Annotated in this window: 12 protein-coding genes and 2 pseudogenes; 8 read left to right on the top strand and 6 right to left on the bottom strand. The window is 56.3% G+C overall.

The annotated features are described in order from the left end of the window. Positions 1-8: 8 nt before the first annotated feature. From ACGVKB_RS01045 to folE, 3 genes are read left to right on the top strand one after another with little or no spacing between them, the layout of a single operon-like run. Entirely contained in the window at positions 9-998 is a 990-nt protein-coding gene (locus ACGVKB_RS01045) for an acetyl-CoA carboxylase carboxyltransferase subunit alpha (RefSeq protein ID WP_392349410.1), read from the top strand. A 24-nt stretch (positions 999-1,022) separates the two neighbouring features. Then, positions 1,023-1,730 carry an SDR family oxidoreductase gene (locus ACGVKB_RS01040; RefSeq protein WP_392349409.1) on the top strand — a complete coding sequence of 236 codons (708 nt, stop codon included), beginning with the start codon at positions 1,023-1,025 and terminating at the stop codon, positions 1,728-1,730. 10 nt (positions 1,731-1,740) lie between these two features. After that, positions 1,741-2,493 carry a GTP cyclohydrolase I gene (gene folE, locus ACGVKB_RS01035; RefSeq protein ID WP_392349408.1) on the top strand — a complete coding sequence of 251 codons (753 nt, stop codon included), beginning with the start codon at positions 1,741-1,743 and terminating at the stop codon, positions 2,491-2,493. Here the strand turns inward: folE and ACGVKB_RS01030 are convergent. After that, complete coding sequence (locus ACGVKB_RS01030; protein ID WP_392349407.1) at positions 2,483-3,169, bottom strand: phosphoribosylanthranilate isomerase; 687 nt, start codon at positions 3,167-3,169, stop codon at positions 2,483-2,485. The genes folE and ACGVKB_RS01030 overlap by 11 nt on opposite strands. A 34-nt stretch (positions 3,170-3,203) precedes the next feature. Between ACGVKB_RS01030 and ACGVKB_RS01025 the strand changes: the two genes are divergently transcribed. Next, entirely contained in the window at positions 3,204-4,484 is a 1,281-nt protein-coding gene (locus tag ACGVKB_RS01025) for a site-2 protease family protein (protein ID WP_392349406.1), read from the top strand. A gap of 169 nt (positions 4,485-4,653) precedes the next feature. On the opposite strand, the pseudogene ACGVKB_RS01020 reads toward ACGVKB_RS01025, so the two are convergent. Further along, positions 4,654-5,106 (bottom strand): annotated as a pseudogene (locus ACGVKB_RS01020) (lipoate--protein ligase family protein); the annotation flags it as partial. A gap of 89 nt (positions 5,107-5,195) precedes the next feature. Between ACGVKB_RS01020 and ACGVKB_RS01015 the strand changes: the two are divergent. Then, complete coding sequence (locus ACGVKB_RS01015; RefSeq protein WP_392349405.1) at positions 5,196-5,963, top strand: sulfite exporter TauE/SafE family protein; 768 nt, start codon at positions 5,196-5,198, stop codon at positions 5,961-5,963. A 1,755-nt stretch (positions 5,964-7,718) separates the two neighbouring features. On the opposite strand, the gene ACGVKB_RS01010 is transcribed toward ACGVKB_RS01015, so the two are convergent. Further along, complete coding sequence (locus ACGVKB_RS01010; RefSeq protein ID WP_392349404.1) at positions 7,719-8,189, bottom strand: CRR6 family NdhI maturation factor; 471 nt, start codon at positions 8,187-8,189, stop codon at positions 7,719-7,721. 84 nt (positions 8,190-8,273) lie between these two features. Here ACGVKB_RS01010 and psaM point away from each other — a divergent pair, with 84 nt between their 5' ends. The 3 genes from psaM (at position 8,274) to ACGVKB_RS00995 (ending at position 9,826) form a co-directional block, all read left to right on the top strand. Continuing rightward, entirely contained in the window at positions 8,274-8,378 is a 105-nt protein-coding gene (gene psaM, locus ACGVKB_RS01005) for a photosystem I reaction center subunit XII (RefSeq protein ID WP_392349403.1), read from the top strand. A 110-nt stretch (positions 8,379-8,488) separates the two neighbouring features. Continuing rightward, entirely contained in the window at positions 8,489-8,806 is a 318-nt protein-coding gene (locus ACGVKB_RS01000; protein WP_392349402.1) for a hypothetical protein, read from the top strand. Between the two features lie 66 nt (positions 8,807-8,872). Then, positions 8,873-9,826 (top strand): protochlorophyllide reductase, encoded by a 954-nt coding sequence (locus tag ACGVKB_RS00995; RefSeq protein WP_392349401.1) that lies wholly within the window; start codon positions 8,873-8,875, stop codon positions 9,824-9,826. Positions 9,827-9,844: 18 nt separating this feature from the next. Here ACGVKB_RS00995 and ACGVKB_RS00990 read toward each other — a convergent pair whose 3' ends face one another. From ACGVKB_RS00990 to chlL, 3 genes and pseudogenes are all read right to left on the bottom strand, one after another. Continuing rightward, complete coding sequence (locus ACGVKB_RS00990; protein WP_392349400.1) at positions 9,845-11,281, bottom strand: M10 family metallopeptidase C-terminal domain-containing protein; 1,437 nt, start codon at positions 11,279-11,281, stop codon at positions 9,845-9,847. Positions 11,282-11,350: 69 nt separating this feature from the next. Then, entirely contained in the window at positions 11,351-11,911 is a 561-nt protein-coding gene (locus ACGVKB_RS00985) for a hypothetical protein (protein WP_392349399.1), read from the bottom strand. Between the two features lie 162 nt (positions 11,912-12,073). After that, positions 12,074-12,407: pseudogene (gene chlL, locus ACGVKB_RS00980) on the bottom strand (ferredoxin:protochlorophyllide reductase (ATP-dependent) iron-sulfur ATP-binding protein); the annotation flags it as partial.

The raw sequence follows: 12,407 nt of genomic DNA, 5'->3' as shown, positions 1-12,407 counted from the left end.
TGATCTCCATGCCACGCCGTCCACTGCTCGAGTTCGAGAAGCCCCTGGTGGAGCTGGAGCAGCAGATTGAGCACATCCGTCAGCTGGCCAGAGACTCCGAGGTGGATGTCAGTCAGCAGCTGCATCAATTGGAGAGCCTGGCGGCACGGCGTCGCAAGGAAATCTTCGGGGCTCTCACTCCAGCTCAAAAAATCCAGGTTGCCCGGCATCCACATCGCCCGAGCACGCTGGATTACATCCAGATGTTCTGTGATGACTGGGTTGAGCTCCATGGCGATCGTCGCGGCAACGACGATCAGGCTCTGATCGGAGGTGTGGGCCGTCTGGGCGACCGCCCGGTGATGGTGATCGGTCATCAGAAGGGCCGTGATACCAAAGAAAACGTCGCCAGAAATTTCGGGATGGCCACCCCGGGCGGTTATCGCAAGGCCATGCGCCTGATGGACCATGCCGATCGCTTCAGGCTGCCGATCCTCAGCTTCATTGACACGCCCGGTGCCTATGCGGGCCTTCAGGCTGAAGAACAAGGCCAGGGTGAGGCCATCGCCGTCAACCTGCGTGAGATGTTCCGCCTGCGCGTTCCAGTGATCGCCACGGTGATTGGTGAGGGTGGATCCGGCGGAGCGTTGGGGATCGGGGTCGCGGATCGTCTGCTGATGTTTGAGCACAGCGTTTATACGGTCGCGAGTCCAGAGGCCTGCGCTTCGATCCTTTGGCGTGATGCTGCCAAGGCACCCGAGGCAGCAGCTGCCTTGAAAATCACCGGCCCAGACCTGCTGAAACTCGGCGTTGTCGATGAGGTGCTGCCGGAACCTGACGGGGGCAACAATTGGGCTCCGATCGAGGCCGGTCAGACGCTTCGTACCGCGATTGAGCGCCATTTGGCTGAGTTATCGCATTTGTCCGAAGCGGACCTTCGCGAGTCGCGTTACCGAAAATTCCGTGCTTTGGGCCGTGTTCTGGACAACCCGTCGCATTCTGTTGATGAAGCCGCGTAAAGTGCAACGGTTTGCAAATAACGGTTGCCGACAGCTCTGATTACTGGTGCGAGTCGAGGCTTAGGTCGGCGAACTGCAGAGAAGCTGGCTCGAAAGGGCTGGGATCTTTTGCTGGTCGCTCGATCATCGGATCAGCTTGAGTCCCTAGCCATCGAATTGCGTTCCCACGGCGGCTCTGTTGCCGTGGGAGCCCTTGATCTCACCGATCAAGACTCCATCGCTCCGACACTTCAGTCACTGTTACAGGGACATGAGCCTCCTCAACTCCTGATTAACAACGCTGGGGCTGCCTACACCGGTGATCTGGTCTCCATGCCATTGGAGCGCTGGAACTGGTTGATTCAGCTCAATCTCACCAGCGTGATGCAGGTCTGCTCGGTGGTGGTCCCCACCATGCGTGCGAACGGAGGTCTCGTGATCAACGTCAGCAGCCATGCGGCGAACAATGCATTCCCCCAGTGGGGTGCTTACTGCATCAGCAAAGCTGCCCTGGCGAGCTTCAGCCGCTGTCTCGCGGAAGAGGAGCGTTCACGGGGGATTCGGGCGTGCACCCTCACCTTGGGTGCCGTGAATACTCCCCTGTGGGATGCGGAAACCGTACAAAGCGATTTCGATCGTCGTGCCATGCTCTCCGTCGATCAGGCGGCTGATGCATTGGTGTACTTGGCTGAGCAACCCACCAATCAAGTGATCGAGGACCTGACCCTTATGCCGTCCGCCGGCGCCTTCTAAACGACCACTTATGACTTCCACCGTCCCCTTCGTTTCCAACGGCGCTGCAACTAACGGCAACGGCAATGGGCAGCTTCCTAGCAGTATTTCCGAGGCCATCCGGGCCCGGTTGACCGAGGCTGGTGTCTCCTTCCTCGCCAACGACAACATCGCTGAACATCTCCAGCCCGGAGATCTGGTTCAACTCGAGCGTGAGGTCGCCGACAGGGTTCGCGATTTGCTCCGCACCCTGGTGATCGACATCGACAACGATCACAACACCCATGAAACCGCCGAGCGCGTCGCTCGGATGTACCTCCACGAGGTGTTCAAGGGCCGCTATCACCACCAACCCAAGGTGGCCAGCTTCCCCAACGTGAAGCAGCTCGACGAGATCTACACGGTGGGTCCGATCACGGTGCGCTCAGCCTGCTCACACCATTTGGTGCCGATCATGGGCAATTGCTGGATTGGAATTAAGCCCGGTGCTCGGGTGATTGGCCTCTCCAAGTTCACCCGCGTTGCGGATTGGGTGTTCTCTCGGCCCCACATCCAAGAGGAAGCCGTGATGATCTTGGCCGATGAAATTGAAAAGCTCTGCGAACCCCAGGGCCTCGGCATCATCATCAAGGCGCAGCACTACTGCATGAAGTGGCGCGGTGTGAAGGAGCCACAAACCAGCATGGTGAATTCCGTGGTGCGTGGTGATTTCCGCCACGACCCAAGCCTGAAGCAGGAGTTCTTCGAGCTGGTGCGTCAGCAGGAAGCCCTGCTCAGCAGCTGAAGCTGTTCACGGCCTCCACGAGGGCCTGAACTTTGTTCAGGTCCTTATCACCTGGGGACCGTTCCAGCCGGCTTGAGGCGTCAAGGCCATCGGGTTGTGCTTCCTTGAGCAGTGCAGGAATCCATTCGCTGCTAACGCCCCCCGCCAGCCACCAGGGGCAGCTCAGGGTGATCGCGTCAACCCAGTGCAGGGGAAGCCGGTGACCGGTTCCCCCGAGTTGGCCTGGGGCCCAAGCATCCAGCAGGACAGCATCGGCGACGTCGGCATATGTCCCAACGACGCCAAGATCGCTTTGGCTGCGCACCCGCAGAGCTTTCCACCACTGCGTTGTGGGATGACGTCGTTTCAGCTGCTGCAGTTGATCGGCGGATTCATCGCCGTGAAGTTGCACCACGTTTGGCGTTCCTGCTCCGCTGAGAGCCAGGTCGATGCTTGCTTCGTCGAGGTTGGCGATCACCCACACCCGCAGCAGGTCGGGGTCATGCTGTTCAAGGGTGTGAAAAAGAGCCCGGCGCCGCTCCTCCGCGAGGTAGCGCGGGGTGTCTGGCACGCCGATCACACCGATTGCGCTCACACCCATGGCCGCAATGGCCAAGGCCTGCTCGGAATCCTTGAGTCCGCAGATTTTCAGAGCGGGTGGTTTGGATCGGTTTTTGCCCAAAGACGTGCTCAGCAAGTGTTTCTAGGATCCAATTTGATGCAAGGCAGTGGTGGGTGACGGCTGGGAGCTGATCAAGATCCGGGGCATTCCCCTCAAGATCCACCCCAGTTGGTTCGCCATCGTGGCCATCACCACGGTGCTGTTTCAGGAGCGGGTGGCGACGGAGCCGTCGTTGGCTGAGGCCCTCGCAGGCATACCGAGCTGGATCACTTGGGGTGTGGGGCTCGGGACGTCGTTGCTACTGTTTCTATCGGTTTTGCTCCATGAACTGGGCCACGCCCTGGTCGCTCTTCGCGAAGGGGTGAAGGTTCGCAGTATCACCCTGTTTCTGATGGGTGGTGTCGCCCGGGTGGATCAGGAGTGTGAGACGGCCATGGGGGCCTTGCGGGTGGCAGCGGCCGGACCTCTGGTGAGTTTGCTGCTGGCGTTCGGCCTTGGAGCTGTTTTTTCGCTGGGTCAAGGGGTCAGCCCTGTCCTCGGCTTCGTGGTCACCCAGTTGGCTGTTCTCAACCTGATGCTGGCCTTGTTCAACCTGCTGCCGGGTTTGCCCCTGGATGGAGGTCTGATTCTCAAGGCCCTGGTGTGGCGCTTCACCGGAAGCCGTGACAAGGGCGTTCAGGTCGCCACCGCATCAGGACGGGCTTTGGCACTGACGGCGTTGTTTTATGGCGTCTTTTTGCTGGTGTTCGCCCGCAATGCAACCGGTCTCTGGATGATGCTGCTGGGGTGGTTTGGCCTCAACGCCAACCGCGGTCAGTCGCAGATGTTGGTGCTGGAGAGGGTGCTGAATGATCTCAAGGTCTCTGATGCCGCTGGCCGTCGCTTTCGCGTCTTGGAAGCCAACCAGTCACTGCGGCGTTTGAGCCAGTTGCGGCTGCAGCATGAGGATGATCAACGCGGTGCGGATTGGGTGCTGATCTGCCGAGCCGGACGCTGGCTGGGCTGGGTGGATGACCGTTCCCTGCGCGATCGTCCTGTGCAGCAGTGGGATTCCGAGCTCTTGGAGGATCACTTGCTTCCCCTGGAGGACCTGCCATCCATCCATGACGTCGAACCGCTCTGGAAGGCGGTTCAGTCCTTGGAGCAGGCGCCTCAAGGGCGGTTGTTGGTGTTCAGCCCCGCCGGTTTGCCGTCAGGAACGATCGACAGGATGGATCTGGCCGAAGCCGTACTCACGCGTTTGGGTGTGCGTTTGCCGCCTCCGATGTTGGAGGCAGCCCGGAAGCAGAACGCTTATCCCCTGGGTCTGGTGATGCTGCCTCAGCTGGTGGAGTCGATGCAGAAGAGGAATCAGGAGTCCAGTCAGAAGAACGACACGTCAGCCGCCTGAGCGTGTCTGCGCTGATGGATTCCCTTCGCCAGGCGAGTTGATTCCATTGCTGAACCAGGGTCTGAATCAAGTGTTGATCCAGGCCTTGCCGGGGGATCTCCGGCCCCGCTGCCGGTGGAGCCCCTTCACGGAACACCTTGCACCACAGCTCCGACGGTGGATCGAGCAGGATTTCGCCGTGCTGCAGCAACCGGCCGTGCTGCCAGCGTTGGGCGCTGCCGATGCGTTTGTTGCCCTGGAGATCGATCAGATCTGCGGCGGTTGAACGGGCGAAACAGTTCTCTCCGCCAGCCACCGCCCGGCTCTGGCCGAATTGCAGTTCACATCCCAAGGCGGCAAATCCGTCGATCAGCCAACGGCAGGCGTCCCGGTAGGCCTGTTGACGTTGACGGGGAGCCTCAGGCCAGATCAAGGCATAGGTCAGGCCCCCTTGATGCAGCACCGCATCACCACCGCTGGGGCGATGCACCAGGGAGAGCTCTCCTGCCGCGGCGAGTTCGTGCCAGTGGTTGGGGATGGTCCGTTGATTGCGGCCCAGGGATAACCAGGGCCCTTCCCATTGATAAAAACGAACGGCGGGTCCATCGCTGATGGTTTGGAGCAGATGGCTGTCGATTGCCATCTGAGTGTGACCATCTGCGCGAACTGCATCGAAGATGCGCCCCGGTTGGTCTGGGCTCGTCATGCTGGACGTCGACGCGTCATGACGCCGTGCTGCCTTGGTGGGATGTGCCGTTGCTGATTGGTCTGGGGCTGTTGGCCGGGAGTCTGGCCGGTCTGCTGGGGATTGGCGGCGGTTTGATTTTCGCGCCTCTGCTGCTCTGGCTGGATTTGCCCCCAGCGCAGGCCTTGGCCACCAGCAGCTTTGCCATTGTGCCGACGGCGATGGCCGGCACGATCACCCACCTGCGTGGCGGCCATTTGCCGGTTCGCCCCGGTTTGGCCATCGGCCTGTCGGCCTTTGGCTCGGCGATTCTGTTTGGGGGCTTGGCCGGGATCGTGCCGGAGTGGTCGCTGCTGGCGATGCAAACCCTGATGTACATCGTGTTGGCGATTGCAGTGCGGGGCAGGGATGAGCCACACGGGGAGCAACCGGATTCCATGGTCTCCCCAGCCCTGTTGGCCGGAGTGGGCTGCATCGCTGGCTGGTCGGCAGGGATGCTTGGTCTCGGCGGGGGGCTGGTGATGGTGCCCTTGATGGCCGGGCCCCTCAAAATGCCGATTCACCTCGCGGTCAGGCTCAGCACCTTGGCCGTGCTCTGTTCCGCCAGCGCTGCATCCCTGCAGTTCGTCCATGAAGGACGGGGGTTGCCTTGGATGGGCTTGATGCTTGGAGCGGTGGCAGCCCTGGCTGCATGGTGGACCTCCAGCCGCCTCGATCAATTTGATGCGGGTCTGTTGGTCAAGTTGTTGCGGGGGCTCGCGATCGTGTTGGCGATTGACAGTTGCCGCCGTGCCATTCATCTCTGGATGGGATGAACGTTTCCGTGCACTGGCGATGATCACAGTGGTTGTCGTGTCCTTGTTCTGAGTGGACCAATCTCCACTCGGCCTGGACTCAATGATTCAATCAAAGATGGCACTCTTTTTCGCGCTGAAGTTATATTCAGTGCTCAACTAAGTCTCTTGAAGGCTGGCTTTGAGCCCCATGCCTGAGCTGTTCTGGGCATGCAGTGTGCAACCATCTGAGACGCTAACGGAAGCGGAAGATGGGCTAAAAGTTGTCACTGCCGGTGGGCAATGTGATGTCTTGCTTTGTTTACTTTTGTTGTTTCGTGTTTTGAATGGGTGCCTCATTCATGCCCGTTTGAGCTCGAAGGCGAGGGACCGTGCCGCAAGGGCTGAAAATACAGGAAAACATTAAAAAAGCCCGACGAAAGGTCGGACTTCCTTGGCCGTTGATCCCCATCACCGGCCTGATGCATCCAAGATATGCGCGGATCCGGCCTTTGAGGGGAGCGATATGAACAGATCGGCCCATGCAATCCACATTTGAAATCGTCCATGCCGACGTTCTCCACGGACCTGGGGAAATGCGTCGTCGGCCGATGCGTTTTCCACAGCAATTTTGCTTGTATGTGATTTTGGATACTGTTAAGCGTGCCGTGTTCTTGCGGAAAAATTGACTTATATTTCGTGCTTCCCCATCACCGGCCCTAAGCGTTAGCGCGCTTAGGGCATTTTTATTGGGATATCAGCACAGGGGGCTGTCGGCTGATCGCCATCGATCGGCTGGGATCTTTTGCTCGGACCTAGGCCTGCAGTTGGTTGCGGCGGATGTCGCTCATCCCCCAAAGGCGTGGAGCACGGTTTCCAGGGTTCCAAGGCCAAAGAGAAAAGCGCCCGCAAGAAGCGCGAGGTCTTTTTTGGAGTTAGCCATGGAGACGACGGTTGCTCCGACCGATGACCACAGGAAAACCCTAAAAAGAATCGGAAGACCGGACATTGCGAATGGTTTCGCCCTTCACTTCGTTATGTAAACCCCCTGCTGTGTCAGGGGGGCTGCGGCTTGATACCGGCTTCGCATCTCTTGATTTGTACGAGAGAAGGTATTCGTTGTGACTGGATCCCCTTGGATCCAGTCCGTCACGGGGTTGAAGCTCAAGAGCGGCCGATCAGCTCGAAGCCAAGAGGTTGGTCCAGAACCCAGGCCTAGAGCGAGGTTGGATGGCTTGGCAGGTTGCACATTATTTGAACATGACAGCTGATTCAGATCTGCTTTTTGAGCTGGTGTAAGGATGTAGAAGATGTCATTTATGTGTCATCAGTGCTGGAAAGTGGTGGTGCTGAATGACGCAAACGTTCTGGCTGTTTGAGTTCATATTGTTCGTCTCCATCTGTTGATATCAACAGGCAAATCATGCATCTTTTGTCTGCGCTGCCCCGGCCTTTGGGCGACGTTGTGCCCTGGCTTTGTCGCTCCTCACTCGTCTGAACAGCGGTAAGTCTGTGATCTGCAGGGGGTGAATTGACAAAAAGAAGCCCCCGCCGAAGGCAGGGGCTTCAAAACGATTCTCAGGAGTGTGTCCTTGTTTCCACCCTGTGGACCGTTTTCACAGAAGAGACCTTTTCAATTTAGAGGCAATGTTGGTCGTTGGCTCATGGTGCGACTCAGGAACTGGCTGACCATGACGGCGTGACCTGCCTCAATTGCGGACAGCCCTGAATCACCACAGTGATGACTGGTGTGCCGCTTCGAAGCAGTGGCGTTAGCACCTCGCGGGATCCGCTGAATCAATCAAGCAGATCCCAGAAGCGATGATCCAGCTCGTAGCCCAGCGATGCAGCCACCTGCGTGAGGTTGTTGCGCATCGAGCGGCCCACATGGGTTCGGCAGAGATCGTCCAGAAGCATCATCCGATGGGTGATCCAAAGCTCCAGGGCTTGTGGGTCGAAGCGCAGGCCTTCGCTTCGGCTAAAGCTGTGGGGCACCACCATGGCCACATGGCGAATCAGGCTGCCGTTGTCCCGTTCCAGAATTAAAGGAAGCCAGGGCAGACGGGCATCGGCTCGCAGGGCCCAGAGCCGTGGTTCCGGACATTCCGCCAGTTCACGGGGATCGTTGGGGTCCCGTGGCCATTCAAAGCGGAGCTCCAGTACAGCCCCTGCGCTGAGGGTCTGCTCTAGGGGAGCGTTGCTCCATGGGGTCAATGGACTGAGATCCAGCGTCCGAATGACATCACTGTTGATCAAAACCGGATCCATGGGCTGGTGTGACAGGCCTTTGCGAATGATGGCCTCTGGCCCGACCCATGGAGAACAATGGAGACGCTTGATTGCTCCAACACCATGGCCAGCGTCCTGACCCAAGCTGAGATCTACATCGCCCTCGTGGTGGCAGCCCACGCTGGTGTGTTGGCTGTGCGCCTTTGCGTCAGTCTTTACCGCGCTTGATCGTCAGTTGAACGCTGGGGTCTTGGCGCCGGCTGTTCGTTGCGTTACAAGCGGGTACTTGATTCAGCCCTTTGACGGCATCGGCAGCCAGAGCGCGTCAGGCCTCATCCATGGATGCTGCGACTCTTGCGGCAGCGATTCAACGTCAGGCTGACCGCCGAGAACTCCACTGCAGCATGTTGGCCCTTGCCGCCAAGCTTGGCTTGGTGTTGCTGGGTGGAGTCAGTCTTTTGCGCCTGTCAGGTGCTTACCAGCAGCGTCTCGACCGCCATGCAGAGATTGCTGCGGTGGTTGATGTGGAATCGTCCAAGTTGCAGACCTTGCAGCAACGGTTTGACCGTCTGTTCACCGTCGGCGGTGAACAACGCCTGATCGGCGAACAGGACCAGTGGATTGCGCCCAATCGTGTGCGGATCGTCTGGCGCTGAGATTCGTGACTGCTTCTGCAGTTGCCAGAGCTTGATCGATCAGACTGACGCATTCGATGTGCGGCGATGACGGGCACTCCAGGCACTGTTCTGATAACAGGCACAACATCTGGGGTGGGGTTGAATGCGACAAGGGCGCTGGTCAACCTCGGTTGGACGGTGATCACAGCCAACCGCAGTCCGCAGCGGGCGGCGGCTGCGGCGGATGATCTTGATCTGCCGAAAGAGCGACTTCAGCATGTGCTGATGGATCTCGGCGATCTGGACAGTGTCCGCAATGCTGTGGCAGCCCTACCTGGGTCCCTGGATGCTGTGGTCTGCAATGCAGCCGTGTACAAACCCAAGCTGAAGCAACCGGAGCGGTCCCCGCAGGGCTACGAAATTTCGATGGCCACCAATCATTTTGGCCATTTCCTCCTTGTTCAATTGTTGTTGGAGCGTCTGAAGGCCTCCAGCCATCCGTCGAAGCGGGTGGTGATTCTCGGAACGGTGACGGCCAATTCCAAGGAGCTTGGTGGCAAGATCCCCATTCCGGCGCCGGCTGATTTAGGCGATTTATCCGGCTTTGACGCCGGCTTCGAAGCTCCGATTGCGATGGCCAGCGGCAAAGCGTTCAAGCCGGGCAAGGCCTACAAGGACAGCAAGCTCTGCAACATGATCACCACTCAGGAGCTGCATCGTCGTTTGCACTCCGAGACGGGAATCACTTTCAGTTCGCTGTATCCCGGTTGTGTGGCCGATACGCCGCTGTTCCGCAATACGCCGAAGGCCTTTCAGACGATCTTCCCCTGGTTCCAGAAGAACATCACCGGTGGCTATGTTTCCCAGTCGCTCGCGGGAGAGCGGGTGGCCCAGGTGGTGGCTGATCCGGATTTTGCTGAATCCGGCGTGCACTGGAGCTGGGGGAACCGACAGAAAAAGGATGGCCTTCAATTCAGCCAGGAGTTATCCGATAAGGCCACGGACCCTGAAACGGCTCGCCGGGTTTGGGAGCTATCGATGAAGTTGGTGGGGGTCTGATTGCGACCAGGCCACTTTTTAAAAAGGATTTGTGATCAAGATAGCGATTAAATGTGGTGTGTCTTTACTCGTTGGATGCGTTGAAGCATTCAACCATGCATAAAGTTCGCCAGTATTGCTGACAAAGGTAAATTCTTTGGAGGGTTTGCCTTCAGAGAGTTCCTCAATGATTTCTAGGTCGTTTTTATTTTTGAGAGTCGAATCTACAAAGGTGATTGTGTCCCCATCTTCAAATGAGAAGTCTTCTATCTCGTCAACCATGTCCTTGGAAAGGACGAATTGATCGCGTCCAGGACCACCCTTAAGCACATCCTTGCCACGCCCTCCGATCAGGGTGTCATTGCCGTGTCCTCCATTGATTTGGTCATTCCCATGACCACCGAGTAATTCGTTGTCTGCATAATTCCCTCGAATGACATCATTTTTTGGACCACCGACGGCATTCTCGATCACACACATGCCTGTTTTTTGCTGGACGGTTTTGCCGTCCCAGTCATGGGCGATTGTAAATCCACCCATAACTCCATCGACTGCACTGATACTTCCGCCAGCTCGCTTGTTATTGCCAAGATTGGCGTTTCTTAGGTCAATAGTGACAGAACTCTTAGAGCCTCTTCCGTCAACCGTATCAAGACCACCGGTATCCCAGATTGTGCTCCATCCCACCCCTGGTTTGGTCTTCGTTGGCAAAAGGTAGGTATTGTCTTCGTTGGCATGATCCGGATTGATGCCGTAAAGCCACTGAATGGCCGCTATATCAAGTGTGCCAAGTGTTTTTAGAAAGCCAAATTCACGTTTGCGCTCAGCTTCTATAAGCTCTCCATGATCTATTTCTGTGACATAGGTCATTTGTGTATAGGGATGAGCATTTTGCCCAAATCTTCCCTTGTCTAGGCCAATTAGACCTTTGTTTTTAATGCCGGGAAACTTGGGATATCCGAATCGCCCTTTGTCGTGGGGATGCTTAAGTCCAAGTGAATGAGATATCTCATGGAGAATTGAAAAGCCATAGTAACTACCGCTCAATGGTTTCTTATTGAGTGAGTCTACGCTTGAGTTGTAGAAGTCTCTGTTGACGGCAGTTATCCCACTATTGTCGTTACTTTGATCTGGTGCATACGCAAATCCCCCTCTTGAGCCGATTGTCCGATTCCCTACGAGATGTAGCCTTAGTTGAGCATTTTTTTGATTGTTCCCAATATTTTGGAATGTGATGTCGCTGACGCTTGTTATGTTGGACAGTGCTTCTTCGATCCGACCTCTTTCAAGTTTACTCCATGAATAGGATTTGTAAGGGGATGGTGGTGTTTCATTGTTCTTCCATTTTGTTGTATCAATGAGGCTGTAATCAAGCTCCACAGAAGATGTTTCGCTCGTCCAGCGTTCGCCATCGAGTAATCCGTTAATCCAAATATTATTTGATGCCTCTGGTGGAGCGATCTTGATGTTAGACATTGATTTGCAAAAAAAAAAGCTCCAGAGCAGGAGTTGCGCTGGAGCTTATCTTACTGTTGTTGGCTGAATTTACAGAGATACGTGAACACCGCTGCTGCCAACGCTTAGGCTTGGACCGGATGTTAAGACCGTGCCAACGGTGGTAATACCGTGGTTAACTGTATCCCAGAAGCCAAGATCTAAATCACCAGCAATGCTTGACGTATGACCCAAGAAGTCTTTGTAGGCATCTACGGCTTTCCCTTCGAGGGCGTCAAGACCGTGGACGTACATGGTTCCACTATCGCCAAGAATGCTGTGAGCCTCTCCTTCAATATCAGAGAAGAATGATCCAGCAGGGGCTTTGGCTTTGCCAATTAAAGTATCAACTTTTTTGTTGAATACACCGTCTCCATCGGTGTCCATGTAGTGCTTGACTAATCCATTGCCTTTGGTGACAACGAATTGGGTGAAATGTTCTACTTCGTCAAGAAGGTCGCCTGATCCGGTTAAGGTATCTGCCACATCTTGGCTCGCCTCTGACACTGCGTCAGCAACGCTGTGAACTGTTGAGGTGTAGACGGTTTTAGCGTTGCTGACCTCTGATTTAACAAAGGAGCCAACGTGAGTGACGCTATGCCAGAAAGACATCGATTGGGTTTTGATTTGCAATAAGAACTTAGCCAGGCATAGCGAAATCCTTGACTGCTTAACTTTCTTTTCGCAATTCTGGCTCCTTGTGAATTGTTTTTAGAGTGGCTAGTTCTTTTGGGCTTAGGCGGTGACTATTTTAGGTTGTCCTTTGGAATTGTTTTAGTCAAACCCCAGCAGGTCAAAAATTTCGCGGTCTTTCAGAGATATGGCCTCAAGGGGCTCAACCTTTTCGAGCATGTTCTGAGCCAGTCGCAGATACTCACTGCGCACGGCTTGTACAGCTTCATCGTCGTCGTCCATTTCGAAGATCGTGCACTTCTTCAGACGGGATCGACGGATCGCATCCACATCCTTGAAGTGGGCCATGGTGCGCAGGCCGGTGCGTGCGTTGAACTTGTCGATCTGATCGGTGTCCGCCGATCGGTTGGCAACGACGCCGCCGAGGCGAACCTTGTAGTTCTTGGCTTTGGCTTGAATGGCTTGCACGATCCGG

Source organism: Parasynechococcus sp. (genome assembly GCF_042954325.1).
In the GTDB taxonomy this organism is placed as follows: Bacteria; Cyanobacteriota; Cyanobacteriia; order PCC-6307; family Cyanobiaceae; genus Parasynechococcus.
This window is presented reverse-complemented; position numbering and strand designations above follow the sequence as displayed.